Raw genomic sequence first — 25,459 nt, 5'->3', positions numbered from 1 at the left:
CCGGCCGGCACTCCCGACCTTGTGAGTTCCGTAGTCCGAGGGGAGCCGCACCATGCGCGCAGCCGTACTGCACGAGATCGGCCAGGACAAGCTGGAGGTGCTCGACGGCATCGAGGCGGCGGGGTTCGGGCCCGGCAAGGTGAGGATCCGGGTGCGCGCCACGGGGCTGTGCCACTCGGACCTGTCCGCGATGAACGGCGTACTGCCGCAGCCGGCCCCCTTCGTCCCGGGACACGAGGGCGCGGGCGAGGTCCTCGAAGTCGGCGAGGGCGTGATCCGGGTGAAGCCCGGTGACCGGGTCGTGGTGTGCTGGCTGCCCGCCTGCGGTGCCTGTCCCTCCTGCAAGCGGGGGCAGACCGAGCTGTGCCTGGCCGGGTTCATGAACGCGGGCACCCCCAACTTCCGGCGTGCCACGGGCGGTTCCGCCGACCTGTTCGGCTTCGCGGGCACCGGCACCTTCGCCGAGGAGGTCGTCGTCGACGCCGGCTGCGCGGTGCCCATCCCCGGCGACGTGCCCTTCGACATCGCGGCCCTGATCGGCTGCGGGGTGACCACCGGGCTCGGCGCCGCCCTCAACACCGCCGACATGGCGGCCGGTTCGTCCGTCGCCGTCATCGGCTGCGGGGGGGTCGGCATCTCCGTGATCCAGGGCGCCCGGCTCAGGGGAGCCGCCGAGATCGTGGCCGTCGACCCGGTCGCCTCCCGTCGTGATGCGGCGCTGAGGTTCGGCGCCACCAGGGCCGTCGCCCCGGACGGGCTGCCCGACGTCAAGCAGCAGGTGACCGGCGGCGAGGGCTTCGACCATGTCTTCGAGGTCGTCGGAAAGTCGGCCACCGCCCGGACCGCATACGAGAACACCCGGCGCGGCGGCACCCTGGTCGTCGTCGGCGCGGGCGCGCTGGACGACTTCCTGCAGCTCAACATGTTCGAGCTGTTCTTCGACGAGAAGCGGATCCTGCCGTCGCTGTACGGCGGCGGGGACGTCCTGCGCTCCTACGAGCGGACGATCGCGCTGTGGCGGGCGGGCCGGATCGACCTGGCGGGCCTGATCACCCACCGGGTGCCGCTGGCCGGGATCAACGAGGCGCTCGAACAGATGCGGACCGGTACCGCGCTGCGTACGTGCATCGAGATCTGAACCTCCGCGAAGGGACGGGAAGGGAACCGAACGTGATGACACCGCCATCACTGCCGTCACGGCCCCTTGAGGGACGGACCGCGATCGTCACGGGCGCCGGGCGGGGCCTCGGCCGGGCCGAGGCGCTGGAACTGGCCCGGCTCGGCGCGTCGGTCGTCGTCAACGACTACGGACAGTCCGGACGCGACGGTTCCGGCGCGGCCTCCGCCGCGCCCGCCGAGGAGGTCGTCGCCGAGATCCGCGCGGCCGGCGGCCGGGCCGCCGCCCACAACGGGGACGTCGGCGAACATGAACAGGCCCGCGCACTGGTGGAGTTCGCCGTCGAGGAGTTCGGTCCCCTGGACATCCTCGTCAACAACGCGGGCATCCTGCGCGACCGCATGGTCTTCTCGATGTCCGAGGCCGAGTGGGACTCGGTGATCCGAGTCCATCTCAAGGGACACTTCAACACCACCCGTTTCGCCGCCGCGCACTGGCGGGCACGGGCCAAGGGGGGCGGTCGGCCCGTGTACGGGCGGATCGTGAACACGTCCTCGGAGGCGTTCCTGGCCGGTTCCGCCGGGCAGCCCAACTACGCGGCGGCCAAGGGCGGGATCGTCGGACTCACCACCTCCACCGCCCTTGCCCTCGCCCGGTACGGGGTGACGGCGAACGCGATCTGCCCGCGCGCCCGCACCCGGATGACCGAAGACGTCTTCGCCGGTGTTCAGCGGCCGGGCGAGGGCCTCGACCCGCTGGCCCCCGAGCATGTCGCCCCGCTCGTCGGCTATCTCGCCTCACCGGCCGCCGCACAGGTGAACGGGCAGCTCCTCGTGGTGCACGGCGGTATGGTCGCGATCGTCGAACGACCCCGAGTACAGGCCAGGTTCGACACCGAACGGGACGTCTTCACCTACGACGAACTCGACGCGCTGCTCACCCCGCACTACGCCCAGCGGCCCCCGGGCGAGACGTTCGCGGCCGCCGAGGTGCTCGGGCTCAGCCACACGGGGGCTACGGCGGACCGCTGAGCCGTCGGCCGTCCATGCGACGACCCCGCCCGTCGTGGGACGGGCGGGGTCGTGTCCGGTGCGTCGACCGGCGCGCTCACCGTGTGCCGGCGCGCCCACCGTGGTGGACGCCGACGGTTCGCGCTCCCTCGTGCCGGTCAGGCCGCGGTGTCGGATTCCTCCGGCTGCCCGGACGGCCTGCGGTGCCGGCCGTGCGGGGCCGCGTCGTGGTCCTCGGCCGAGACCGGGCCACGGTGCCGGCCGTGGCCCAGGGGGTCCTGGGCCTCGGCGGACAGCGGCGATGCGGTGCTGGTGTCGCTCATGAGAAGTGTTCACCCCGTCAACATGATCCTTCGTACAGCCGGGCGAGTCTAACGGGCTGCGGTGACAGTTGTGACAGGGGTTGTCACGACGGTCGTGTCGGGGGTGGTGACGGCAGCTGGACCGGGGAGCGCGGAGGGCGCCTCGGCCGTGGGCAGGGGAGCTGCCGGGGGGCGTGACCGTCCGGTGTCGGTGGTGTCGCCGGGGTCGGGGCGGGGCCAGGTGAGCGTGCGGCGGAGGGTGATTCCGGCCGATGCGGGGGTCTTGCGGGGGCGTGGGGGCGGTGTCGGCTGGTGGGGCGCCGGCTGGTGCGGCACTGACGGGTGCGGCGCGGGCTCTGTGGTCGGGGGCTGTGCTGTCGGCGGGTGGTGCGGGGGTGTCTGCCGGGAGGGCGCCTGTTGGGACGGTGTCCGTTGCAGTGGTGCCTGTTGCGGTGACGCCTGCCGGGAGGACGTCCGTTGCAGTGGCGCCTGTTGCAGCGGCACCGGCCGTACCGGGCCCTGCTCCCGCGCCGGGAGCTCGACCGCCGGCACCGGTGCCTCCAGCCGAGCCACTCCGCAGCGCACCGCATCCGTGGTGAACGGCAGCCGCAGTTCTCCCTCCCGGGTCCACAACCCTGCCCCTGCCAACCAGCCCTGGGGCGCGGCGAGATACAGGATCCGGCGGTGCGCGGGGCGCCAGACCCCGATCCAGTTGCCCGCCGCCCCGTCGACCCTGAGCGCCACCGCGCAGCTCTCCGGCGTGAGCACCTGTCCCGGCTGGATCGCGAACGGGGTCACCGGACCGTCAAGACGCAGACAGTCGGGGAAGCGCACCGGCAGCGTGCTCCCCAACACCCCCCAGCCGAGCCGCTCCCGGCCCGGCGAGGGCGCGTCGGAACGGATCAGCAGCAGTCCGCTGTCCGGATCCGCGAGCAGCAGCCTGTCGTTGCTCCCGTCCGCGATCTGCAGCAGCGGCGACACCTCCCCGCCCCGCGCCAGATCCACCACCACCGTCTTGGTGGGACCCCCGTCCTGGGTGCGGTCCAGGGCCAGCATCCGGCCGGCCCGGTCCAGCCAGACCCCGCCCGTGCAGTGGCCGGGCAGCTCCGCCAGGCGCTCGGGCCCGGCCGTCCCGCCCGCCACCAGCCACACCGCGGTGGACCGCGGGCCCACCGCGAGCGCGAACGCCCGGTCCCCCGTCGGCGCGGGCGGCAGCAGCTCCAGCCGGGCCCCCTCCCCGGGGTCGTCCACCGCGCCCAGCGGCAGCTCGCCGGTCCCCGGTCCGGCCGGGTACAGCAGCGAGAACAGATGGCGCCCCGTCACGAGGCGGTGGATCAGCACCCGGCCGTCGGCCAGCGGCTGGACCTCGGTGCCGGGTTCCTCCGGCTGACCGCCGGGCAGCGGTACGGCGTAGGGTTCGGGGCCGTCCAGGGTCCAGCGCTCCGGGTACCAGGACTCACCGCTCAGGGCGAGACGGGCCGCGTAGGACCCGTCCGCGGTGATCGCGCATCCAGGGCGGGTCGCCCACTTGTTCCCGTCCGCCGTGGCGGACTCGAAGGCACAGGCGGTCATCGTTCGGTCACCTCCGGCGACGAAGCTAGTTTTCGTACGCACGGACGTGACCTGCGCGGACGGTCGCTTCACACATAAGGGTGTTCGTGCGGCCAATCGCCTGAGGAAACAGGGGCGGCTGTGCTGCACAAGAGGGCGCGCGCCGTACTCGTACACAACCCCCGTCGCTGTGGACCGCACTCGGTACAGGCCCGCCCCAGGCGCGTCCGGCCTGGGGGAGTCGCCCGTGACCGGCCGGGCACGGACCTGGGGCAGGTAGCCTTTCCCCGTGCCCCGTCTGTCTGAAGTCATCGCCGCGCTGGAGACTCTGTGGCCCGCCGAGCGGGCCGAGTCCTGGGACGCGGTCGGCACCGTCGTCGGCGACCCCGACCAGGAGGTCTCCCGGGTCCTGTTCGCGGTCGACCCCGTCCGGGAGATCGTGGACGAGGCGGTGAAGCTGGGCGCGGACCTGCTGGTCACGCACCACCCGCTCTATCTGCGCGGTACGACGACGGTGGCGGCCTCCACCTTCAAGGGCCGCGTGGTGCACACCCTCATCAAGAACGACATCGCACTGCACGTCGCGCACACCAACGCCGACCGGGCCGACCCCGGCGTCAGCGACGCCCTCGCCGGCGCGCTCGACCTGCGGGTCGTACGCCCCCTGGTCCCGGACACGACCGACCCGGCGGGGCGCCGCGGCCTCGGCCGGGTCTGCGAGCTGGAGCACCCCGTGACCGTGCGCGAGCTGGCCGCCCGCGCGGCCGAGCGGCTGCCCGCCACCGCGCAGGGCATCCGGGTGGCCGGCGACCCCGAGGCGCTGGTGCGCACGGTCGCCGTCAGCGGCGGCTCCGGCGACAGCCTCTTCGACGATGTCCGCGCGGCCGGTGTCGACGCCTTCCTCACCGCGGACCTGCGCCATCACCCCGCGTCGGAGTTCATGGCCGCCGACGCCCACCGTCCTCTCGCGCTGCTCGACGCGGCGCACTGGGCCACCGAATGGCCCTGGTGCGAGCTGGCTGCCGCCCAGCTCGACGAGATCTCCGACCGCCACGGATGGGACCTGCGCGTCCACGTCTCGAAGACGGTCACCGACCCCTGGACCGCCCACGCGGCGTCGTCCAACCCGACGAAGACCCCTGGAGCCCCCAACTGAACGCCGCGCCCGCCGACCAGATCCGACTTCTCGACGTACAGGCCCTGGACGTACGCCTGCAGCAGCTCGCGCACAAGCGGAAGTCCCTGCCCGAGCACACCGAGATCGAGTCGCTGACCAAGGACCTCACGCAGCTGCGCGACCTGCTGGTGGCCGCGCAGACCGAGGAGAGCGACACCGCCCGCGAGCAGACCAAGGCGGAGCAGGACGTGGACCAGGTGCGTCAGCGCGCCGCCCGTGATCAGCAGCGCCTCGACTCGGGTGCGGTCACCTCCCCGAAGGACCTGGCGAACCTCCAGCACGAGATCGCCTCGCTCGCCAAGCGCCAGGGCGACCTGGAGGACGTCGTCCTCGAGGTCATGGAGCGCCGTGAGTCCGCGCAGGAGCGGGTATCCGAGCTGACCGAGCGGGTCGCGTCGGTGCAGTCGAAGATCGACGACGCGACCGCGCGCCGGGGCAGGGCCTTCGAGGAGATCGACGGCGAGGCCGCGACAGTGACGAAGGAGCGCGAGGTCGTCGCGGGCTCGGTGCCCGCCGACCTGCTGAAGCTGTACGACAAGCTGCGCGAGCAGCAGGGCGGCATCGGTGCGGCCAGGCTGTACCAGCGCACCTGCCAGGGCTGCCGCCAGGAGCTGGCGATCACCGAGCTGAACGAGATCCGCTTGGCCGCCCCCGACACGGTCGTCCGCTGCGAGAACTGCCGCCGCATCCTGGTGCGTACGTCCGAGTCCGGTCTGTAAGAGGCGTTGGGCGTGCGGGAGTTCATCGTCGAGGCCGACGGCGGTTCCCGGGGCAACCCGGGGCCCGCGGGCTACGGCAGCGTGGTGCTGGACGCGGCGACGGGCGAAACGCTCGTGGAGCGGGCCGAGTTCATCGGGACCGCCACCAACAACGTCGCCGAGTACCGGGGGCTGCTGGCCGGTCTGAGCGCGGCCCACGAGCTGGACCCGGCCGCTCGGGTGCACGTCCGCATGGACTCCAAGCTGGTCGTGGAGCAGATGTCGGGCCGCTGGAAGATCAAGCACCCGGCGATGCGGCCGCTGGCGATGCAGGCTGCCGCCCTCTTCCCGGCCGGGCAGGTCACCTACGAGTGGATCCCGCGCGAGCAGAACAAGCACGCGGACCGGCTCGCCAACGAGGCGATGGACGCGGGGAGCCGGGGGGAGCGGTGGGAACCGTCCCGGTCCACCGCGGACTTGGACGCGCACGGCGTCAGGGCCCCCGAGCCGGCCGGCCCGCCGGGCGACGCGGCCGCGGGCGCGGCCCGGGCCCGTGCGGCCCTGGCCACCGCCACCGCCCCGGGGGACGTCCGTACCGGTGGCTCCGCGACGGCCGATGCACGGGCCGCCCGCAACGTCGCCTCCGTCCCGCCCGACCTCGGCGCCCCGACCACCTTCGTGCTGCTGCGGCACGGCGAGACGCCGCTCACCCCGCTGAAGCGGTTCTCGGGCAGCGGCGGCAGCGATCCGTCGCTGTCCGACATCGGCCGGCGCCAGGCGGAACTGGCTGCCGGTGTGCTCGCCGCGCGGGGGACCGTCCAGGCCGTCGTCTCCTCGCCCCTCGCCCGTTGCCGCGAGACGGCCGAGGCCGTCGCCGCCCGCCTCGGGTGCGAGGTGGGCATCGAGGAGGGGCTGCGGGAGACCGACTTCGGCGCCTGGGAGGGCCTCACCTTCGGCGAGGTGCGGGAGCGCTACCCGGACGACATGGACGCCTGGCTGCGCGACCCGGAGGCCGAACCCACCGGCGGCGGCGAGAGCTTCGCGGCGGTCGCCCGCCGGGTCGCCGCGGCGCGGGACCGGCTCGTCGCCTCGTACACGGGCCGCACGGTCCTGCTCGTCTCACATGTCACGCCGATCAAGACCCTGGTCCGCCTCGCCCTGGAGGCGCCCCCGCAGGCGCTGTTCCGCATGGAGCTGTCGGCGGCCTCCCTGACCGCGGTGGCGTACTACGCGGACGGCAACGCGAGCGTCCGCCTCCTCAACGACACGTCCCACCTGCGCTGAACGGCCGTCGGAGGGCGCGCCGCAGACACTCTCCAACGACGTCCCTCTGGCGCTGAACGGCCGCCGGGGGCGCCCCAGTCGCTCTCCCGGGGAGCCATGGGAGCTCTCCCCGCAGCGCCGCCGCCTCCCGCGCCAGCCCCTCGATCCGTGCCCAGTCCCGAGCCGCGATCGCGTCCGGGGGCACCATCCAAGTCCCGCCCACGCAACCGACGTTGGGCAGCGCCAGATAGTCCGGGGCGTTCGCCGGGCCGATCCCGCCCGTCGGGCAGAAGCGCGCCCGGGGGAGCGGTCCGGCCAGCGACTTCAGATACGCCGTGCCGCCCGCGGCCTGCGCCGGGAAGAACTTCATCTCCGTGACGCCCCGTTCCAAGAGCGCGACGACCTCCGACGTCGTCGAGACGCCCGGCAGGAACGGCACCCCGGACGCCTGCATCGCCGTCAGCAGCGCGTCTGTCCACCCCGGACTGACGAGGAAGCGCGCGCCCGCCGCCACACAGTCGCCGACCTGCCCCGGCGTGAGGACCGTGCCCGCCCCCACCACCGCGTCCGGGACCTCGGCCGAGGCCGCCCGGATCGCCTCCAAGGCGGCCGGGGTCCGCAGTGTCACCTCGATTGCCGGGAGCCCGCCCGCCGCGAGTGCGCGCGCCAGCGGCACGGCGTCGGCCGCGTCCGTCACCACGACCACGGGGAGGACGGGCGCGACGTCGAGGACGGAGAGCGCGGACGCCGACGGGGGCAGCGGTGAGGTCATGGCCTCATCCTGTCCATGGAAAGCAACATGCGCAAAGGTCGTTGCACATACTGCAATGAAGGTTCGTCCGGGGTGCCGCGCCTCAGTGGATCTCGGTCACCACCACGTCCAGCGTCCACGCCTTGCCCGCCCGGCCCGGCGCCTCTGCCTCCACCACGTAGCCGAGGTCCCGCAACGCCTCCACCAGCTCCGCCGGGTCCTTCGGCATGGTCCCCGCCGTCAGCAGACTGCGGACGATCCGCCCCTTCGTCGCCTTGTTGAAGTGGCTGACGACCGACCGCTTCTCCACCCCGCCCACCATCCGGGAGTGCAGCACCCGCACGGTCGCCGTCCGCCCGGCGACCTCCCCCTTGGGCTTCCACGCGGCCGCGTACGCGGAGGAGCGCAGATCGAGCATCGGTCCGTCACCGGCCGCCGCCGGCAGGGCCCCGGCCAGCGGTGTGCGCCAGTACGCGCCGAGCGCGCCCAGACCGGGCAGCTTCACCCCCATCGAGCAGCGGTACGAGGGAATGCGGTCCGTCACGCGGACCGCGCCCCACAGCCCGGAGAAGACGAGCAGAGACCCGGCCGCGCGCCGGGTGGCCGCCGCGTCCAGCGAGCCGAGGTCGAGGGCGTCGTAGAGCACACCGGTGTAGATCTCCCCGGCGGGCCGCGCGCCCGCCGTCCGCAGCCCGGCGTTCTTGGCGACCTCCGCGCGCAGTCCCTCGCCGATTCCCAGCACCTCGCGCGCCTTGTCCTCGTCCGCCGAGCACAGCTCCACCAGCTCACCGAGCACGGCGTCCCGCGCGGCGGTCAGCCCGGGCAGCGACAGCGACTCCAGCGCCAACGGGGCACCGCTCCCTGAGGGGGCCTTGCCTTCGGAGGGCGGCAGCAGGACGAGCACGAATTCTCCTCGATACCGAACAGCGGGACTCGCGCCAGGTTACGGGGTACGGCGGGGGAGGAGCCCCGGCGCCCGGGCCCCCGACCCCGGGACCGGCGCCGGTGCGGCCCCGCCGCCCCGCACATCCCTGACGGAGCCTGTGCCCCTGTGCCACGATCGAGGGAACGGTTCCCGATCCCTTGGACAGCAGGTGATCCGTCGCTCCCGGGCCGACCTGGACTTCTCCGGGAACAAGGGCCTGAAACCACAGAGCGGCGGCGGCTGCCCGCGGGACCACGTGATCCCCGACGGCACATTCGCTCCCCGGGAACTGCGGATCTTCCCGGGCGCCGACTCCTGGACGCCCTGCGACGGTGTCGCGATGGTCCTGGAGGTGACGTCCACCAAACCCGGGATCGACCGCGAGGCCAAACGGCGCTGCTACGCCCGCAGCGGCATCCCGCTCCACCTGCTGGTCGACCGAGACGACTCCTCGGTCACGCTGTTCAGCGATCCGGAAGCCGACGACTACGTCAGCACTGCACGATCCCCTTCGCGAAGCCGCTGACCCTCCCGGAGCCCTTCGCCTTCGAGCTGGAGACGGCGGCGTTCTGCTGACCGCCGGACCGGGAGGTCCTGTGCGCCCGGTACCATGGTCGTTACGGCAGACGAGCCGGGCGGACGGCCGCGTGGAGGTTCTTGTGGACCTTCCCGAGGAACGTCCGGGCTCCACAGGGCAGGGTGGTGGCTAACGGCCACCCGGGGTGACCCGCGGGACAGTGCCACAGAAAACAGACCGCCGGGGACCTCGGTCCTCGGTAAGGGTGAAACGGTGGTGTAAGAGACCACCAGTGCCCAGGGTGACCTGGGCAGCTAGGTAAACCCCACCCGGAGCAAGGTCAAAAGGGGCCGCTGTAAAAGGCGCCCTGCGCGGACGTCGGAGGGCTGCTCGCCCGAGTCCGCGGGTAGACCGCACGAGGCCGGCGGCAACGTCGGCCCTAGATGGATGGCCGTCACCGAGGGGCCCGCGAGGACCCCCCGGTACAGAACCCGGCGTACAGCCCGACTCGTCTGCCGCTCTCTATTTCCGCAAGTCAGCGGTCATGTTTACTCGTTGAACAAACTGGCCGGGTCGAATCCGGGTCGAATTTGGGCCGCCACGCGAACCGTCACCAGATCCTCGACTCCAGCGCAGCGGGTTGAGTCCGCGGGCTCATCCATATCGAACATGGGCAGCGTAGCCCCAGCGTGCTCACTCTTCTGGATATCGCTGCCGGACTCGATGTGGAGCCGGGGGACTCGTCAACCACATCACCCGGGGGAATCCGGCAAGCCTGGGTCTCAGTAGCCCAGAGAGGCGATCGAGGGTCCGCGATTTTCCACGGTGTGGTGAGCTCGTAGGGGCTGCTGTTGTCGAGATTCCTCCGGAGATCTGCCCAGCCGGTCCGACGCGCCGCCCAGGCGGAGTTGGCCGGACACCGCCGTCTGCTCCGGCAAGGTCACCCTCGCAGGCGCGCAGCAGGCCATCGTCACCGACTGGACGACCGCACTCAGCCGGCTCCACTGACACGCCGATCGGGTCTGCCGACCGGCTGTGCGTCGCAGCTGCCGCGCTGGAGCCGAAGCGATCCATGCATCGGCTGCGGCCGCAGCCGGCTCCGCCGTTGATGGCAGGTCGCCGACGCGAGCGGCGCTGCTCATCGCTCACGAAGCGGCAACGATTCCCGGTGATCTGCCCGCTGTTTTCCACCGAGCACCCATGGGCCGACGCCTCTGTGCGCGGGCTTTCCGACGGCACCCGCAGAGCGCCAGGAGCTCCCGCTCAAGGAGTCAGAATCGTCCGGCCGGAGAACGCGGCCCGATACTCGGACGGCGACACGTCGAGGATTCTCCGAAAATGCAGGCGAAGGTTGGATCCGGTTCCCAATCCGACCCGCTCGGCGATCTGGTCGACCGGGAGCTTCGTGGTCTCCAGGAGCGCTCGGGCAGCGTCGACTCGAGCGCGGAGGACCCACTGCAGCGGCGTCTCGCCGGTCTCCTCGGCAAAGCGGCGCATGAAGGTGCGCAGCGACATCCGCGCGTGTGTCGCGAGATCGGTGACTGCGAGCGGTTCGTGGAGGCGCGTCAGCGCCCATTCTCGGGTCGCCGCGAGCGTATCGCCATGCGGTGCCGGGCTGCTTCGGGGAAGGTACTGGGCCTGGCCGCCGCTCCGATAGGGCGCCGTCACCAGACGGCGGGCGATGTCGTTCGCCACGCTCACGCCGAGGTCGCGCCGGACGATATGAAGGCACAGGTCGATGCCTGCCGCGACACCGGCTGATGTGAGGACCGAACCCTCATCGACGAACAGCACATTGGGCTCCACCACGATGTCCGGATGGCGCAGCGCCAGCATCTCCGCTGCGTCCCAATGCGTTGTCGCGCGCCGCCCTTCCAGCAGACCTGCGTCGGCCAGGGCGAACGCGCCGTAGCAGATCGACGCGATGCGGGCTCCCCTTGAATGCGCCCTCCGAAGGGCTTCGTGCACTGCGGCCGGGATCGGTCGGCCGACCGGCGCGTAGCCGGGGACGATGATGGTGTCCGCCCCGCTCAGCGCGTCCAGGCCCTGCGGCACCGTGTACCCGAAACCCTCACTGGATGGCACCGTTCCCGCAGCGACGCCGCACACTGTCAGCTCGTACGGGAGTCCGTTACGCGGATGGAACACCTGGGTCGGGATGCCGACGTCGAGCGGGAGCGCCCCATCCAGCACCAGCACCATGACCTGGTGTGAACTCATCATCGTCCATCTCCTCAGCTCACGGTGCTCAATCCCCTGCGGCAGAATCCTCGCACATATTGGCATTCATGCCACTGGAGGGTGTCGTCCAATCGCTCGACACTGAGTGGACCGTCCAGTCGGGTTCGGTTCTATGTCGAGTGGATAGAGGTCAGTTCCATGCCGCGTCCAACGGTCCCGCAGGTCGTTGCCTTCGTCTCGTCGGCTATCGCGTTCATGACAGTGATGGCTGCCGCGGGAGCACCGAGCGCCCTGCTGGTCGTCTACCAGCAGCACTGGCATTTTTCCGACAGCGAGCTGACGGTCGCGTTCGCGATCTACGCCCTCGCGCTCCTCCTCGCGCTCCTCGGCATCGGTTCCCTGTCGGATCGAATCGGTCGCCGTCCGGTACTCATCGCGGCCCTCGCAGTTCAGGCGGTTGCGATGGTGGTGTTCCTGTTCGCCCCGAACATCGGCGTCATCATCGTCGCGAGGGCGTTGCAGGGCTTCGCGACGGGAGCGGCCACGAGCGCGTTCAGCGCCTACATCCCCGAGGTCGCACCGGCGGCGCAGAAGAAGGTCGCAGCTCTGGTCGTGAGCATCGCATCCGTCGCCGGTCTCGGCATCGGTGTCGTCCTCACCGGCGTCGCCATCCAGTTCGCGGCAGCACCCGCCGCGGTCGTGTTCGGAGCCGCACTCGCCATTATCGTCATCGCCATCGTCGTCACAGCGGCCTCGCCTGAGACGGTCGGCGAGCGTCAAATCGGCGATGCCCTCGTGCCACGCATCGGCGTTCCATCCGCGGCCCGGACCGCGTTCGCTCGGACTGCCCCAGGAATGATCGGGATCTGGATGTCGGCCGGGCTGGTCCTCGGCCTCGGGGCGTCGATCGTCCATCAAGCCCTGCACATCACCAGTGGAGCCGCCCTCGGCCTGGTCGTTTCCGCTCAGCCCCTGGCCGCGGCCGTCTCCGCGCTCGTACTTGGCCCGCTGATGCCGCCCCGGCGGTTCATGCTCGCCGGATACGCAGCCGTCCTCGTCGGTGTGTCGCTGGAGGCGTGCTCGTTCGCGGCGGGCCTCGCATCACTGATCATCTGCGGCGCGATCATCACCGGCCTTGGCTTCGGCGCCGTCTTTTCCAGTACGCTCGGGTTCCTTGTTCCGCTGACGCGTGCACAGGAGCGCGCGAAGCTGTTCTCCGCCGTCTACGTCGTCGCTTATCTCGCGTATGGCATCCCTACCATCGTGGCTGGCTTCCTCAGTGACGCCATCGGTTTGGTGCCCGCAGCAATCATCTACGCCGTCGCAACACTCGCCATAACAGCCGCTGGACTGATCGTCTCGCTCACCCGGACGGAACCGATGTCGAGGGACGCTCTGTCCGGCGGCACGCAAGAAGCACGAGCGCACGACGTGCGAGCGTCCACATCAAGCGCGGCCTAGCAGGAGTCCGTCAAGTCTGTCTGCCTGCGGTGTTCGGGGGCACCCCTTGGCCGCCCGAGTGCTTCGTCTCCACCGCAAAGAGTCTGGTCAACGGCTCGCCGCCTGTCGTGCGCGAAGGTCAGACAGCGCGAGCGGAGAGCGCCTGGAGCAGCAAGCCGGTGAGATGGCGGCAGGCATCAGGGCCGAGTGCGCTCTGCAGGCCTGCGTCGGCCGCCGCGTAGGCATCCTGGCCGGCGGCCAGCAGGCGCATGCCGCCTTCGGTGATGTGGAGCTGGGCGGTGCGGCCGCGACCTGCTTCGGTGCGCCGCTCGACGGCCCCCCGTTCCTCAAGCTGGCGGACGGTGGCCTGGGCGCTCTGCGCGGTGATCCCTGCCCGGCGGCCCAACTCGCTGTAGGAAAGGCCGGGTTCGCGGCGCAGATGTCCGAGGGCCGCGAGGTGGCGCAGGGTGTAGCCGGTCGGTTTCAGCGCGTGTTCGATGTCGCTGCGCACGTGCCTGCCGAGGGCTGCGAGGAGGAAGGCGGTACTGGTGGGCTGCGGCGGGACGGTCACGGCACCTCACTGGGTCGTTAGGTTTCAGTTTGACTGTAACTCGCGGATGAGGCAGTCTCCACTCCTGTCGGTGGACGGCGCGGTGGAGTACCCGCCTCCCGCGTTTCAGTACGGCAGGAACATTACAAGCGTTTCAATCCAGGAAGTTCCGAAAAATGACGGATCAAATCACGAAGTGGCCCGATCACCTGACAGGCGATGCACAGCCACTGGAAGTCGGCATCCTTCTCTACGAGGGACACACCGCACTCGACCTTGTTGGTCCATACACCACGTTTGCACTGGCGGGCATGAAGGTCCACCTCGTGGCCGAGACCCTCGACCCTGTCGTCTCGGACGACGGCGGCATGACCATCGCTCCCACCACCACCTTCGATGACTGCCCCGAGCGGCTCGACATCCTGTTCGTTCCTGGTGGCGGGATGGTGTACAAGCCGATGCTCGACCCGGCCACCATCGCCTTCCTGGCAGACCGGGGTGCGACAGCCTCCTACATCACCGCGGTCTGCAACGGTCCGCTCGTCCTTGCGGCAGCCGGACTGCTCGAGGGTTACCGCGTAGCCACGCACTGGGCGTCCCGGGACCAGCTGGCACGGCTGGGCGTCGAGGTATCGACGGAACGTGTGTGCATCGACCGCAACAGGTTTACCGGGGGCGGCGTGACCGCGGGAATCGATTTCGGGCTCACCGTCGTCGCGCACACCCTGGGCGAGAAGGCCGCAAAGTTCTCGCAGCTCGTCATGGAGTACGACCCGGAGCCGCCGTTCAACGCCGGGTCGCCTGAGAGCGCAGGTCCCGAAATTGTGGCACTACGCACGCGGTTCATGGCCGAGCCCGACACCGCCCTCCGAAACGCTGTGTCCCACCTGTTGGAACAGCGTGCAGCAACAAGCTCGCACCCTGTATCAGGCGAGAACGCCGACCCCGCCGCCGGCATCGTCAACAACTGAGCATGACGCCGAACCGGTGACCAGATCTACCACCTGGGCGAGGTCGTGGCGGCGTCCGTGTTGTCCTCGTGCGGTGGCCGCACGAGGACAACACGGACGTCAGGGCCATCGCTTTCCTTCGCTGCATGACGGATGCAGCGGCATCTGATAGGGCGCCTGGCCGTAGGCCTGGTGGCCGTCCACGCCATCTTGGGCGGCCCAGGATCATCCACGTGTTCCGCAGCCGTGCACCGTCCCGCCCTCCATCCGACGGGCGGAGGACGTGACTCCGTTTCACACGCGCCGGCCCAAGCTCCACCCCGAGCGTGGCCCGTCGGTGTTCTTCACCAACGCCGAGGTCGACCAGGCCGGCCAGTTCGGCGGCACACCGAAGATGCAGGGCCTGCACGACTTCATCGGCGACTGACCGACCCGCTCGCCGCAGGCCGTTGGCCCTGTGTCACCGGCCCACGTTTCCCGGCCCGTGTGCTCCGAGCTGTTGTGTGCGCCCCTGTGAACGCGCGCCGCGGCTCACGCCGCCGTGCCGAACGACTTCCGGTACGCCAGCGGCGCCACCCGCGTGGCCCGCTTGAAGTGGATGCGGAAGTTCGCGGGGGAGCCCAGCCCCGAGCGGGCCGCGACCTCGTCCACCGGCAGATCCGTCGACTCCAGCAACTGCTTCGCGTACTCGACGCGCTGGGAGTGCAGCCAGCGCAGGGGCGGAAGACCCGTCTGGGCCGTGAAGTGGCGGGTGAAGCCGCGCTCCGACATACGCGCGTGCTCCGCCATCCGGGCCACCGTCAGCGGCTCGTGCAGCACAGACAGCATCCACGCGCGGGTCGCCGATAGGGCGTCCTCGCCGGACGGCGCGTCCGTGTACTCGATGAACTGGCGCTGCTCGCCCTCCCGTCGGGGCGCCGCGACGATGGACCGCGCCATGGCGTTCGCTACGGACGAGCCGTGGTCGCGGCGTAGGAGGTGCAGGCACAGGTCGATGCCGGCCGCCACGCCCGCCGAGGTCAGTACGCGGCCCTCGTCCACGTACAGCACGTCCGGATCGACGGTCACCCGCGGGTACTTCTCGGCGAGTTCGGCGCACTTCGCCCAGTGCGTGGTGGCCCGCAGCCCGTCGAGCACCCCGGCCTGGGCGAGCGCGAACGCCCCGCTGCAGATCGAGACCATGCGGGCAGCGCGGGCGTCCGCCGCGCGCAAGGCGCCGAACACCTCTGGCTCGAGCGGGGCGTCGGCGCGCGCGTAGCCCGGCACTATCACAGTGTCGGCGTCCCGGAGGGCGCCGAGATCATGGTCGGGGGTTACCGTCAGGCCGCCCACCGCGCGGACCGGCCGCCCGCCGAGCGACGCGGTGGTCACCTCGTACTCGGGCAGGGTGGCCTGCCCGAACACCTGGAGCGGAATCCCCGCGTCCAGCGGCAGTACGGGGTCGAGGAGCAGGACGGCGATGCGGTGTGGTCGTACCGACGTGGCTGTCATGGCGGAATGCTAGCGAATGATGGCATTCCCGCCTCTAGTGGGGGCGGACCCGCTCGGCCAGGGTGGAACACATCCCCTCCCGCCCGTTCGAGGAGAGCATCCGCATGTCCCCCCGCCCCCCGCGCTCGGCCGCCGACCTGACCCGGCTGGTCGCGTCGCAGACGATCTACTACGGAGCGGTGAGTGTCGACCTGACCCTCACCTCTCTCGCCGGACTCCGCCTGGCGCCCACCCCGCTCCTGGCCACCCTGCCGCTCACCCTGATCACCGGCTTCGGCCTGCTCGCCTCGGTCGCGGCGGGGCTGCTGACGGCCCGCTACGGCTACCGCGCGGTGATGGCGATGGGCGGCGGCTGTGCGGTCGTCGGCGGTCTGCTGTCGATGATTGCCGTGTACGCGGACGCCTTCTGGCTGCTGTGCCTCGCCACGTCGCTGCTCGGCGCGTACCGCTCCACAGGTGGCTACATCCGCTACCTGGCCGCCGACCTCGCGCCCGACGGCCGCAAGGAGCGCTCGCTGGCGATCGTCATGTACGGCGGCCTCATCGCGGCGTTCCTCGGACCGTTCGCCGCGCTGGCAGCCTCGCGTGCCTTCGCGGTCGAGTTCATCGGGTCGTACGCGCTGGTCGCGCTCCTCGGCCTGGCGGCGGTGCCGCTGGCACTCACCGTCTCACGCGAGCCCAGGGCCGCGGCCCCGCCGGCCGGTGCGAACGCCGGCGAAGAGGACGACGCAGCCGGGCCGGCCACCTTCCGCGAGGGCCGGGGCAACCCGAACTTCGTGGCGGCGCTGGTCCTGCTGCCGCTTTCGGGCGCCCTGATGACGCTGGTCATGGCGATCGGGCCGCTGGCCAACGTCCACGCCCACCACTCGGCGGAGCTGGGGGCCGCACTGATCCAGTGGCACCTGGTCGGGATGTTCGCCCCGGCACTGATCAGTGGCGAGCTGATGCGCAGGATCGGCCCCTGGCACACCGCGCTCACTGGCATCGGGATCACGCTGCTCGGCGGGGTCGCGGGGGCTTCCGGCGACGGCGCGGCCGCCATGATGACGGCGATGATCTGTGCGGGGGTGGGCTGGAACTTCACGTACCTGGCCGGCACGGCGTTCCTGGTGCGCAGCTACGCGACCGGCCGGGGCTCGCGCCTCCAGGCGGTCGTGGAGGGCGCCACCGGCGCCGTGTCCGTCGTCGCGTCCCTGCTGTCGGCCACCGCGTTCGACACCCTGGGGTGGCGGATGTCGAGCGTGCTGGTGCTCGCCGTCGCCGGGCCGCTGCTGGTGTGGCAGTGGCGATACGGGAGGCGGAACGCGATGGCGGCGGACGCGCTCGACCTGTCCGTGGCGTCCGCGCGCCCGGCGGCCGAGGCCTGAGGACCCGGACCGTCGCAGGGGAGGCCCTCGGAGCGGGCGCGTCTCACGCCCGCTCCCGGTGAGACGTTGACACCTTTGGCCTGGGTAGAGGCGAACGCGTCTGGCAGCGTCCTCACGCGCAGCCCAGGTTACTCAGGGACCGCGTAGCCGCGCTGTGCGAGCAGTCTCTGCTTGTCGGCCGTGGCAGCACGGATCATCGACCCCCGTTCAAGACGCCTCGAACTTACAGCTAGGCTGCAAGTGGCGCGGATCGAGAGTCGATGCGGGAGCAGCCGCGAGGCTTGCCGCCCTACGCCGGAAAGGTAGGCCGTTGTGAGCAGCGGAGACGCTCGACAAAACAGCGTGCGCACTAAGAATCGAAACTCAGAAGAGCGGAGTGAACAACTCGCATCCCATCTCACGCGCGACCCGTCAGGCTCAATTGCATATGGAAGATTTCTACGCGTTCGCGCCTACGTTGTTATGACAAAGCCGCGAGTCATGGAACTTCTGCTTGTCACGACTGTGCCGACCATGGTTTTGGCTCATGGCGGCTTGCCGAATTTGCTGCTCATCTTGGTGACACTCATTGGTGGAGCGGCAAGCTCGGGCAGCGCATCGGCTTTCAACATGTACCTAGACCGAGACATGGATGCCCGGATGAGACGCACATCTGGTCGCCCTTTGGTGACCGGAGAGGTGACACCGCGGTCCGGATTGATCTTCGCCTGGCTCCTGGCCATCTCCTCGACGGTTTGGTTCTGGTGCCTTGTGAATTACCTTGCCGCTGTACTGTCTGTCTGCGCGATTCTATGGTATGTCGTCGTGTACACAATTCTCCTCAAGCGTCGCACTGAGCAAAACATAGTGTGGGGCGGCATCGCGGGCTGCTTCCCTGTATTCATCGGCTGGGCATCAGGGACAGGGACCGTGTCATGGCCGGCGGTAATGCTCTTTCTGGTGATTTTCTTTTGGACCCCGGCTCATTATTGGCCTCTGTCCGTCAAGTACGGCGAGGACTACCGCCGTGTCAGCGTCCCCATGCTCGGCGCAATCCACGGAATCGAGCACGTGGCCAAGAGGGTGATTGCATATGCCGTCATGACTGCCATGACCTCCATTCTCCTCATTCCTATTGCAGGAATGAGTTGGACCTATGCAATGGTGGCTGTAGTCGGAGGAGCGTGGTTCGTATGGGAAGCTCTTCGACTCCAAGCCGCTGCCCGACGAGCGGAAGCCGCCGCGCGACCAATGCGGATGTTTGCGGTATCGAATGCGTATCTTGCATTGTTGTTCGCCGCAGTGGCCATCGATACACTCGTGCAATACTGAATCGCGCTGAACATCCCGGCGAAGAGATGCTCCGTCGGTCCTATTCCTACTCGATCGGACAGGAAAGTGGCGCCTCAGACGACGAAGACGCCGGTCTAGCGCCCTGTTCGCGATCCTGCCCGGCGTCGCTGGGAAACATGACTGGTATGGGCGATCGCTTCTAAGCTAATCGCGACGTGGTGATTCGATATCGCGTCACCCCTCTCAAGGCGAGCGTACCGCAGGAATTCTTTAGCGTCCTCGGTTGAAATGGCTATAGGCCTCGCCGCCACACTCGTCGGCTGCACAGCCGGTGGCTCAGCAAAAGTTGGTGCTCGAACATCGGCCATAGCAGTACTGGACTCCAAAGATCTTGGCGACATACTCGTCGATGGCAAGGGTAACGTTCTCTATGTCTTTAAGCCGGACAACGCCTCGACGGTTAGCTGCACATTCGGCTGTGCGACGATCTGGCCCCCGCTCTCGGTCGTCGATAATGCGTCCACCGCAGCCGGTGACGGTCTTGCGGTGATCGCGTGGTGCTCGAGGTGTGTCTCGGCCTGCTGTAGCCGGGTCTGCAGGTCGTCGATCTGCGCACGAAGGTCGTCGGTCAGGGCCCGGGGGCTGTTTCAAAGTTCCGGTGACGCTGCGAAGTCGGAGGCCGCGGTGGCGTGACGACTGCTCGTCGGCCCGTCTCGTACACAACGAAGCCCCGGTTGGAGCGGGTGCCTCTCAGTGGCTGTTCTGCGGGTGTTCGGTGGTTCTCGTCGCGCTTGAGGGCGGGTTGTCCGGTTCTGGGGCTTCACGGTCGGCCCGGGGCACGGTCCGCTGGAAAGCATGGGCGGGCACGAGTCGTACCCGAGTGATCTGCCGGATGAGGCATGGGATCCGGGCAGAAGGAAGCGGAGTTGATCGGCTCCGAGAGGGGGCCCGCCGGGGCCATGAATGCCAGGGTTGACGGGTCTACGCCGGGGCGCCGGACGCTCCCGGGCGGAGGATCTCCGACGGGTTGCGGCCGGCGAGGGTTCGCGCCGTGCGGGTGAGGTGCGCCTGGTCGGCGAAGCCCGCGAAAGCAGCCGCGGCGGCCGCGGACTCGGCCGGTAGTTCGGTCATGGCGGTGCGCAGCATGGCCCACAGGCGTAGCCGCGGGAGCGGGATACCCACCCCGTCGCGGACGAGGGTGCGCAACCGCGGGTGGGAGAGCCCGACCTGAGCGGCGAGCGCGCCGATCGTGGCGGTGGACCCGGGGCGGGTGATCTCCCGCACCGCGTGGGCGACCCTGGAATCGAGCGGGGCGCCCGCTCCGGCGAGGGTCGCGAGCTCGGCACGGGCCGCGTCCAGGTCGGCGCCGGGGCCGGGATGGTCGAGGGCCGCGAGTACGCGGTGGGTCGCGGTCTGGCTCAGGCGGGTCGGGCCGGTGCCGAGCGCCAGCTCCCACGGGTCCAGGAAGAGGGCGACGTAGGCCGACGAGACGGCGCAGGTGTGTGCCAGCTGCGGCGGCACGATCACGCCGACCGCGGTGACGGTGCGGTTGCCGCCGTAGCCGACCTCGACACCGCCGCCGAGCGTGAGCACGATCTTCCACGCTGGGTGCCGGTGGGGGCGTACCCGAAAGGCGCCGGACTCGGCGAACATCGTCGCCGCCGGGCCGGAGGCGAAGTGGAGGGCGCGATCGTTTCGTTCAAGCGTCCAGGCCCGGGTCGGTGGCACTGTCATGGCATGAATTCTATTGCGGCCGTCGCCTTGGCGGCCTTCCTGATTGGCAACGGCGTCGCGCACTTCGTGCGCCCGGACTACGTCCGCCGGTTGGTCCCTTCTTGGCTGGGGCGCGCACGACTGCTCGTCGCTGCGGGCGGGGTTGCGCTGATCATCGACAGCGTTCTCCTCCTCGCGCCGCGGAGCCGAGCGGCGGGCGGGTGGATCGCCGCGGCGTTGATCTCGGTCTTCGTCGTCGCGCATCTCGATGGGCTGGCCCGGGTCGTGGCTGAGCGGCCGCGCCGTGCTCGCGGGTTGGCGAGCGCAACCGTCAAGGTGCTTCTCAACTTTGCCTACGTCGGTTGGGCCGTCGCTGTTGCGACGACGGTTTGAGCCCGGCCACCAAGGCCTGGCCGAACACTCGCAGAACAGCCACTCAAGTCGCCCTGCCGAACCGGAGCTTCGTTGTGCCGTCAGTCCGCCAGTGTCTGCCTGATCAAGTCGCCCTTGCGTCAGCACCGCGCACTGCCGGGACTGCCGCAGCGACTGGCCACACTGGCGGATCCGCGGCACCCGCGCGGGAAGCGTCACCCGTTCGTGAGCGTACTGCTCATCGCGTGCTCAGCCGTGCCGGCCGGAGCGCGTTCGTTCGCCGCGATCGGCGTGGGCCAGGAACGCTCCGCAGGAGGCTCTCACCCGGCTCGGTGCCCGCACCACCAGCGTGTTCGCCATCCGTGTCGCGCCGAGCACGGCGACCGTCCGCCGGATCATCAACGCCACCTGCCCCAGCGGGCTTGCCGACCTGCTCGGCGCCGACCCGGCCAGGTCCGACACCCTGGCCGTGGACGGCAAGAGCGCCCGCGGCTCGCGCAGCGGCGACAGCCCGGCCGCCCATCTGCTGGCCGCGATGACCGGTGCCGGGACGGCCGTCACCCAGCTGCGGGTGCCGGACAAGACCAACGAAATCACCTGCTTCGCCGCCCTGTTGGAGCCCTACGACCTGGCCGATGTGACAGTGACCGCCGACGCCCTGCACACCCAACGCGCACACGCCCACTTCCTCGTCGAGCAGAAGGACGCGCACTACGCCTTCACCGTCAAGAACCAGCCGATCCTGTACGCGCAGCTCAAGACCTGCCCTGGGACAAGGCGACGGCGAAGTTCTACGACCGATCCCACGGCCACGGGCGGTTGGAGACCCGGGTGGTACAGGTCCTGACCGTCACCGCCCTCGGCATCGACTTCCCGCACGCCGCGCAGGTCGCGAAGATCGTCCGGCACCGGACCCGCGTGAAGACCGGTAAACGTATCCGCGAGACCGTCTGCGTGATCACCGACCTCACCAGTCGCCAGGCATCCCCCGAGGTCTCGCGGTGATCGCGCGCTCGCAGTGGACCATCGAGAACCGGCACCACTTTGTCCGCGACACCACCTTCGCCGAGGACGCCTCGAAAGTCCGCACCGGCCACGGACCCGGGAACATGGCCACCCTGCGCAGCTTCGCGATCAACCAGCTCCGCGCGGCGGGCCACGCGAACATCTCAGCCGGCCTCCGCGAGATGTCCTGCGAACCCTTCCGCCGCCCGCGGGACCTCCTCGACCTCACCTGATCAGCAATGATTCAAGACCACGCAACTTTGCAACAGCCCTGGCCATCCGTCTCGTGCGCTTCTGTGCCCGGAAGTCCGTCTGGTGTGAAGGTGCCGCGGAATCACCGCCGCCGGCCTCTCGGAGAACGCCCTGGGAATACGCCTCCTCGACCAGGCGAAGGAGAAGTACCCGACCATCTCCGAGAGCTGGGTCGACACCGGCTTCAAGAACGCCGTCATTGAGCACGGCGCCCGCCTCGGAATCGATGTCGAAGTCGTCAGCAGAAACCCGGGCACTCGTGGGTTTCACGTCGTGAAAAGGCGCTGGGTGGTCGAGCGGAGTATCGGTTGGATCATGATGCACCGCCGCCTCGCCCGCGACTACGAGACCCTCACCGCCAGCTCCGAAGCCGTGATCCACATCGCGTCGATCGACCACCTCGCGAGGCGCATAACGGACGAGTCGACCCCCACCTGGCGAGGAACTTACTGGGGCAAGGGCAATTTGCCTGCTTCAAACGCCCTCTCAGGGCATGGCCGAACAACCACTCCCAAGCAAAGGAAGCTCCCACGGACCCAGAGAAGACGTCAGCCTCGGGAAGGACGCCCGGCAACGGGGGTCGCCGCCGGAGCGGTCACTCCACCGGATGAGGCCATACGCTCGCGCCACAACGCCTCCCCCAAACGAGTAAGCGCTGTACCCAGGTCCTTCCACTCGTCCTCGGCGAACACCTCATGGTCGTAGTCCGCGATCAACTGGGTTGCCCGCTCGAGCACCTTCACGCCACGGTCCGTCAGCTCTATCACCGCTGCGCGGCCCTGCCCCCCGCTCCCGACGGTGGCGACGTATCCGTCAGAGATCAGCGCGTCGATGATCGGATGCAGGCTCTGCACTTTGATCCCCGCTCGCCGCGCCAGTGCGCTGAACGAGATGCCTGGATCATGTCGCAGGTGCCCCAAGAGGCCCAGGCGTCGCAGGGACAGGCCGATGCCCTTCAGTGAGTCCTCTACCCGTCCTTCCAAAAAACGCCCCTGGAGGATCATGATCATCGTTGGGCCCAGTGGGTATTGTGCCGAGCTGGCGTCCCCTGCGTCTGCCATTCGCGTCTTCCTTCCCGGGCCATGTCGGAGCACTCCCACCGTATCGGAACGAGCAGATCGACCGTATGGCCTCGTCTCCTCAGGGACGCTTTCCAACGTCCCGCCCACCTGGGCCCCTCTCCGTGTCACCGCGCACGCCCACACGGCGCTATCAAACCTAAGCTCAGAGTGTTGCCATCACGAGTACAGGTCTCATCTCATGGCACGTCCATCCCGCTACCCGATGGTGTCCCGCGAAGTGGTGTAGCCGGTCGAGGGTCGTGAACGCGCGGGTGTCTGCCCGGGGCGTGCATCCGCAGTCGCTGAATGCTCCCTGGACAAGGGCAGGCCACCGCGTGTCCCTCCCCTCGTAGCGTGGAGACCGTGACTGCAGGGGAAGTTGGGAGTCATGGCAGACAAGCGGCGGAAGTTCGATGCGGAGTTCCGCGAGGGGCCGTACGGATCGTCACCGAGACCGGCAAGGCCGTCGCCGAGGTCGCGAAGGATCTGGGGATCAACGAGATCACGCTGGCCAGTTGGGTATCGCGGGCCCGTCGCGCGGGTACCGCGCCGGGCGGCGGGAGTGACGTTCAACAGCGTGCTCAAGGTCGAGTACGTCCACCGGCACACTTTCGCCACCCGTGCCAGGGCCGGATCAGGATCGCCACCTGGATCACCGACTTCTGCACCGCGCGGCGGCTTCACAGCGTGTGCGGCTTCAAGAGCCCGATCGACTACGAACACGACCACCGAGCCACCCTCACCGAGGGGCTGGTTGCATAGGAAGGTCTCCACAGTCGGAGGGGATTGACAGTGGCGGGGTCTCGGCTGATTGATCGGGAACGGTATCTGCCTGAGTGCTGGACTGGTGGTCGAGCCGGCTGCGAGGTTGCGCATGTCCCGGCCGAGCGAAGGCCAGTCCGCCGGTCATGCGCCGGTGGCGGCCAGCAGCAGGTCGAAGGCGTCATTCGCTTCGCGGAGCACCGCCGTCGCGTCGTGGCTGCCGAGGCGCCACGCCGCCTGGTAGCAGGCGACGGTCAACTGGGCGGCGAGGACGGCGGTGGCCGGCGGGGTGCCGTGGTCGATCAGGTGTTTCTCGAGGAGGTCGGCGTAGTGCCGGGTCTTGCGGGTGTGGCGGTCTTCGAGCTCGGGGTGCTGCTTGACCAGACGGTGGTAAACCGCGTAGTGGCCGGGGTTGCGGGCGGCCTCGGTGCAGATCGCGAGCAGCAGCCGCCGAGATCTGGTCAGTGCCTGCGCGAGATCCTGGAGCGGCTCGGTGGGCGCATCGTGCATGGCCGTGGTGAGCGCGCGCAGGAAGTCGTCCTCGGTGGAGAAGACGACTTCCTGCTTGTCGCCGAAGTAGCGGAAGAAGGTGGTGCGGCCGATCTCGGCCCGCTGGGCGATCTCGTCCACGGTGACGACGTCGAACCCCCGTTCCATGAAGAGCGCGAAGGCCGTCTCGATGATCCGTTCCCGGGTCTGGCGGCGTTTGCGGTCCCGCAATGACTCCACCGGAACCTTGTTCGCGCTCATTCGGCCAGGATATCCGCCCGTCCCGTCCGCCGGTCAGCGTCGACGAGGCGAGCGGCCTCGCGCCACAGCTCCTCCTCGCGGGCCTCGTCGTGCGACTCAGGCGACGACGGCACGTTGCGGCCGCGATCGAGGTAGGACCCGGTCCGGGCGGTCAGTCCGGTCAGGATCGTCTCAGTGAGCCGCGCGCCCGCCTGCTGCGGCGTCATGCCCCGGCCGAGGAATCGCTGAAGCTGGAAGTAGCCGTTGAGCACGCCCCGCACGGGCCCCGGGGCGTGGCGGAAGAAGTCGGTGCCCGCGACGAGCGCCGGGTTGTAGGAGTAGACACCGACGCTCTCGGGCAGGCGGCGGGCCAGCGCGTGGGTCAGGTAGATGACGCCGAGTTTGCTGGTCGCGTACGCCCGCCCGGCCTCCCGCGCGCCACCGGCACGAGGCGTGGCCAGTCGTTCCGGCGTCTCCCAGCGCGGCGGCGGCGTGGCGCCGAGCGTGTAGCGGAACTGCCCGAAGTGGCAGTCGCTCGAGGTAAGCACGATCCAGCCCGGACCGGTAAACCGGGGCAGCAGCTCCCTGACGAGCAGGTAGTGGGACAGCACATTGACCCCGAAGGTCATCTCGTACCCGTCCGTGGTGCGTTTCCCGGTCGTCGTGACCGTCAGGCCGGCGTTGCCGAGATAGCCACCGAGCGGCGGCAGGTACCCGGTGTCGAGCCCACGCAGAATCTCCTCCACCGCCCGCCTGATCTCGGCGAGCGAAGCGAGGTCACAGTCCAAGCCGGTGACCCCGGAAGCGCCGGTGGCCTCGGCGAGATCCGCAGCGAGGCGTTCGCCGCCGCGGCGAGCCAGTACGACGTAGTGGTCCTGCGGCCGTTCCCGGATCAGCAACTCGACGGACTCGCGGCCGAAACCGCGGGTCACTCCGGTCAACACGATGGTCCGGCTATCCATGGCAGTCTCCTCGGTATCGAGTTCCAAGTGGTACTCAGTAC

General features: G+C 69.7%; 26 protein-coding genes, 1 other RNA gene and 3 pseudogenes. 19 read left to right on the top strand and 11 right to left on the bottom strand.

Going from position 1 to position 25,459, the window contains the following annotated elements; translation table 11 throughout:
- The first annotated feature begins 52 nt into the window (after window positions 1-52).
- Both AB0L95_RS13255 and AB0L95_RS13250 read left to right on the top strand, forming a co-directional pair.
- Complete coding sequence (locus AB0L95_RS13255) at window positions 53-1,138, top strand: Zn-dependent alcohol dehydrogenase (protein WP_365161276.1); 1,086 nt, start codon at window positions 53-55, stop codon at window positions 1,136-1,138.
- A gap of 35 nt (window positions 1,139-1,173) precedes the next feature.
- On the top strand, window positions 1,174-2,148 hold the full coding sequence (locus AB0L95_RS13250) for a 3-oxoacyl-ACP reductase (RefSeq protein ID WP_365161274.1): 975 nt from the start codon (window positions 1,174-1,176) through the stop codon (window positions 2,146-2,148).
- Window positions 2,149-2,285: 137 nt separating this feature from the next.
- Here AB0L95_RS13250 and AB0L95_RS13245 read toward each other — a convergent pair whose 3' ends face one another.
- Both AB0L95_RS13245 and AB0L95_RS13240 read right to left on the bottom strand, forming a co-directional pair.
- Window positions 2,286-2,450, bottom strand: coding sequence for a hypothetical protein (locus tag AB0L95_RS13245; protein ID WP_365161272.1), 165 nt, complete (start codon window positions 2,448-2,450; stop codon window positions 2,286-2,288).
- Window positions 2,451-2,498: 48 nt separating this feature from the next.
- On the bottom strand, window positions 2,499-4,001 hold the full coding sequence (locus AB0L95_RS13240) for a hypothetical protein (RefSeq protein WP_365161270.1): 1,503 nt from the start codon (window positions 3,999-4,001) through the stop codon (window positions 2,499-2,501).
- 268 nt (window positions 4,002-4,269) lie between these two features.
- Between AB0L95_RS13240 and AB0L95_RS13235 the strand changes: the two genes are divergently transcribed.
- The 3 genes from AB0L95_RS13235 to AB0L95_RS13225 are packed head-to-tail and all read left to right on the top strand — an operon-like array spanning window position 4,270 to window position 7,139.
- Complete coding sequence (locus tag AB0L95_RS13235; RefSeq protein WP_365161269.1) at window positions 4,270-5,136, top strand: Nif3-like dinuclear metal center hexameric protein; 867 nt, start codon at window positions 4,270-4,272, stop codon at window positions 5,134-5,136.
- Complete coding sequence (locus AB0L95_RS13230; protein ID WP_365161485.1) at window positions 5,133-5,876, top strand: C4-type zinc ribbon domain-containing protein; 744 nt, start codon at window positions 5,133-5,135, stop codon at window positions 5,874-5,876. Before AB0L95_RS13235 ends, AB0L95_RS13230 begins: the two co-directional genes overlap by 4 nt.
- A 12-nt stretch (window positions 5,877-5,888) precedes the next feature.
- Window positions 5,889-7,139 (top strand): bifunctional RNase H/acid phosphatase, encoded by a 1,251-nt coding sequence (locus AB0L95_RS13225; RefSeq protein WP_365161267.1) that lies wholly within the window; start codon window positions 5,889-5,891, stop codon window positions 7,137-7,139.
- 112 nt (window positions 7,140-7,251) lie between these two features.
- Here the strand turns inward: AB0L95_RS13225 and eda are convergent.
- Together eda and yaaA are read right to left on the bottom strand one after the other, a co-directional pair.
- Window positions 7,252-7,890, bottom strand: a pseudogene (gene eda / locus AB0L95_RS13220) (bifunctional 4-hydroxy-2-oxoglutarate aldolase/2-dehydro-3-deoxy-phosphogluconate aldolase); the annotation flags it as partial.
- Window positions 7,891-7,972: 82 nt separating this feature from the next.
- A complete protein-coding gene (gene yaaA / locus AB0L95_RS13215; protein ID WP_365161265.1) occupies window positions 7,973-8,773 on the bottom strand; it encodes a peroxide stress protein YaaA in 801 nt (266 codons plus the stop codon).
- 178 nt (window positions 8,774-8,951) lie between these two features.
- On the opposite strand from yaaA, the pseudogene AB0L95_RS13210 reads away from it, so the two are divergent.
- Window positions 8,952-9,370 (top strand): annotated as a pseudogene (locus AB0L95_RS13210) (Uma2 family endonuclease); the annotation flags it as partial.
- A gap of 51 nt (window positions 9,371-9,421) precedes the next feature.
- Window positions 9,422-9,826, top strand: an RNA gene (gene rnpB, locus AB0L95_RS13205) — RNase P RNA component class A.
- A gap of 748 nt (window positions 9,827-10,574) precedes the next feature.
- Here rnpB and AB0L95_RS13200 read toward each other — a convergent pair.
- Entirely contained in the window at window positions 10,575-11,531 is a 957-nt protein-coding gene (locus AB0L95_RS13200; protein WP_365161483.1) for a helix-turn-helix domain-containing protein, read from the bottom strand.
- A gap of 159 nt (window positions 11,532-11,690) precedes the next feature.
- Between AB0L95_RS13200 and AB0L95_RS13195 the strand changes: the two genes are divergently transcribed.
- On the top strand, window positions 11,691-12,953 hold the full coding sequence (locus AB0L95_RS13195; RefSeq protein WP_365161263.1) for an MFS transporter: 1,263 nt from the start codon (window positions 11,691-11,693) through the stop codon (window positions 12,951-12,953).
- A gap of 118 nt (window positions 12,954-13,071) precedes the next feature.
- Here the strand turns inward: AB0L95_RS13195 and AB0L95_RS13190 are convergent, their stop codons facing one another.
- Window positions 13,072-13,503 (bottom strand): MarR family transcriptional regulator, encoded by a 432-nt coding sequence (locus AB0L95_RS13190; RefSeq protein WP_365161261.1) that lies wholly within the window; start codon window positions 13,501-13,503, stop codon window positions 13,072-13,074.
- A gap of 155 nt (window positions 13,504-13,658) precedes the next feature.
- On the opposite strand from AB0L95_RS13190, the gene AB0L95_RS13185 reads away from it, so the two are divergent.
- On the top strand, window positions 13,659-14,453 hold the full coding sequence (locus AB0L95_RS13185) for a DJ-1/PfpI family protein (RefSeq protein ID WP_365161259.1): 795 nt from the start codon (window positions 13,659-13,661) through the stop codon (window positions 14,451-14,453).
- A gap of 262 nt (window positions 14,454-14,715) precedes the next feature.
- On the top strand, window positions 14,716-14,859 hold the full coding sequence (locus tag AB0L95_RS13180; RefSeq protein ID WP_365161257.1) for a hypothetical protein: 144 nt from the start codon (window positions 14,716-14,718) through the stop codon (window positions 14,857-14,859).
- A 104-nt stretch (window positions 14,860-14,963) separates the two neighbouring features.
- Here AB0L95_RS13180 and AB0L95_RS13175 read toward each other — a convergent pair whose 3' ends face one another.
- Window positions 14,964-15,923 carry a helix-turn-helix domain-containing protein gene (locus tag AB0L95_RS13175; RefSeq protein WP_365161255.1) on the bottom strand — a complete coding sequence of 320 codons (960 nt, stop codon included), beginning with the start codon at window positions 15,921-15,923 and terminating at the stop codon, window positions 14,964-14,966.
- A gap of 104 nt (window positions 15,924-16,027) precedes the next feature.
- Here AB0L95_RS13175 and AB0L95_RS13170 point away from each other — a divergent pair, with 104 nt between their 5' ends.
- From AB0L95_RS13170 to AB0L95_RS13160, 3 genes are all read left to right on the top strand, one after another.
- Window positions 16,028-17,290, top strand: a complete 1,263-nt coding sequence (locus tag AB0L95_RS13170; protein WP_365161253.1) for an MFS transporter — start codon at window positions 16,028-16,030, stop codon at window positions 17,288-17,290.
- A 420-nt stretch (window positions 17,291-17,710) separates the two neighbouring features.
- The gene (locus AB0L95_RS13165; protein WP_365161482.1) at window positions 17,711-18,601 is read left to right on the top strand and encodes a heme o synthase; all 891 of its coding nucleotides are present in this window, start codon (window positions 17,711-17,713) and stop codon (window positions 18,599-18,601) included.
- 249 nt (window positions 18,602-18,850) lie between these two features.
- Window positions 18,851-19,255: a hypothetical protein gene (locus AB0L95_RS13160; protein WP_365161251.1), complete on the top strand. Its 405-nt coding sequence runs from the start codon at window positions 18,851-18,853 to the stop codon at window positions 19,253-19,255.
- Between the two features lie 288 nt (window positions 19,256-19,543).
- On the opposite strand, the gene AB0L95_RS13155 is transcribed toward AB0L95_RS13160, so the two are convergent.
- Complete coding sequence (locus AB0L95_RS13155) at window positions 19,544-20,296, bottom strand: helix-turn-helix domain-containing protein (protein WP_365161249.1); 753 nt, start codon at window positions 20,294-20,296, stop codon at window positions 19,544-19,546.
- A 3-nt stretch (window positions 20,297-20,299) separates the two neighbouring features.
- Here AB0L95_RS13155 and AB0L95_RS13150 point away from each other — a divergent pair, with 3 nt between their 5' ends.
- The 5 genes and pseudogenes from AB0L95_RS13150 to AB0L95_RS13130 all read left to right on the top strand — a co-directional run.
- Entirely contained in the window at window positions 20,300-20,668 is a 369-nt protein-coding gene (locus AB0L95_RS13150) for a hypothetical protein (RefSeq protein WP_365161247.1), read from the top strand.
- A 328-nt stretch (window positions 20,669-20,996) separates the two neighbouring features.
- Window positions 20,997-21,494, top strand: coding sequence for a transposase (locus AB0L95_RS13145; RefSeq protein WP_365161245.1), 498 nt, complete (start codon window positions 20,997-20,999; stop codon window positions 21,492-21,494).
- Window positions 21,479-21,652 (top strand): hypothetical protein, encoded by a 174-nt coding sequence (locus AB0L95_RS13140; protein WP_365161500.1) that lies wholly within the window; start codon window positions 21,479-21,481, stop codon window positions 21,650-21,652. Before AB0L95_RS13145 ends, AB0L95_RS13140 begins: the two co-directional genes overlap by 16 nt.
- Window positions 21,649-21,885 (top strand): hypothetical protein, encoded by a 237-nt coding sequence (locus tag AB0L95_RS13135; protein WP_365161243.1) that lies wholly within the window; start codon window positions 21,649-21,651, stop codon window positions 21,883-21,885. Before AB0L95_RS13140 ends, AB0L95_RS13135 begins: the two co-directional genes overlap by 4 nt.
- Before the next feature lie 100 nt (window positions 21,886-21,985).
- Window positions 21,986-22,354 (top strand): annotated as a pseudogene (locus tag AB0L95_RS13130) (transposase); the annotation flags it as partial.
- Between the two features lie 98 nt (window positions 22,355-22,452).
- Here AB0L95_RS13130 and AB0L95_RS13125 read toward each other — a convergent pair.
- A complete protein-coding gene (locus AB0L95_RS13125; RefSeq protein WP_365161241.1) occupies window positions 22,453-22,914 on the bottom strand; it encodes a MarR family transcriptional regulator in 462 nt (153 codons plus the stop codon).
- A gap of 405 nt (window positions 22,915-23,319) precedes the next feature.
- Here AB0L95_RS13125 and AB0L95_RS13120 point away from each other — a divergent pair, with 405 nt between their 5' ends.
- Window positions 23,320-23,727, top strand: coding sequence for a transposase (locus AB0L95_RS13120; protein WP_365161239.1), 408 nt, complete (start codon window positions 23,320-23,322; stop codon window positions 23,725-23,727).
- A gap of 144 nt (window positions 23,728-23,871) precedes the next feature.
- Here AB0L95_RS13120 and AB0L95_RS13115 read toward each other — a convergent pair whose 3' ends face one another.
- Complete coding sequence (locus tag AB0L95_RS13115) at window positions 23,872-24,477, bottom strand: TetR/AcrR family transcriptional regulator (RefSeq protein ID WP_365161237.1); 606 nt, start codon at window positions 24,475-24,477, stop codon at window positions 23,872-23,874.
- Entirely contained in the window at window positions 24,474-25,418 is a 945-nt protein-coding gene (locus tag AB0L95_RS13110) for an SDR family NAD(P)-dependent oxidoreductase (RefSeq protein ID WP_365161235.1), read from the bottom strand. The genes AB0L95_RS13115 and AB0L95_RS13110 overlap by 4 nt, the downstream gene beginning before the upstream one ends.
- Window positions 25,419-25,459 lie beyond the last annotated feature (41 nt).

This window comes from Streptomyces sp. NPDC052036, assembly GCF_040680495.1.
In the GTDB taxonomy this organism is placed as follows: domain Bacteria; phylum Actinomycetota; class Actinomycetes; order Streptomycetales; family Streptomycetaceae; genus Streptomyces.
The sequence above is the reverse complement of the archived record's forward strand: the minus strand, read 5'-3'. Positions and strand labels throughout refer to the sequence as shown.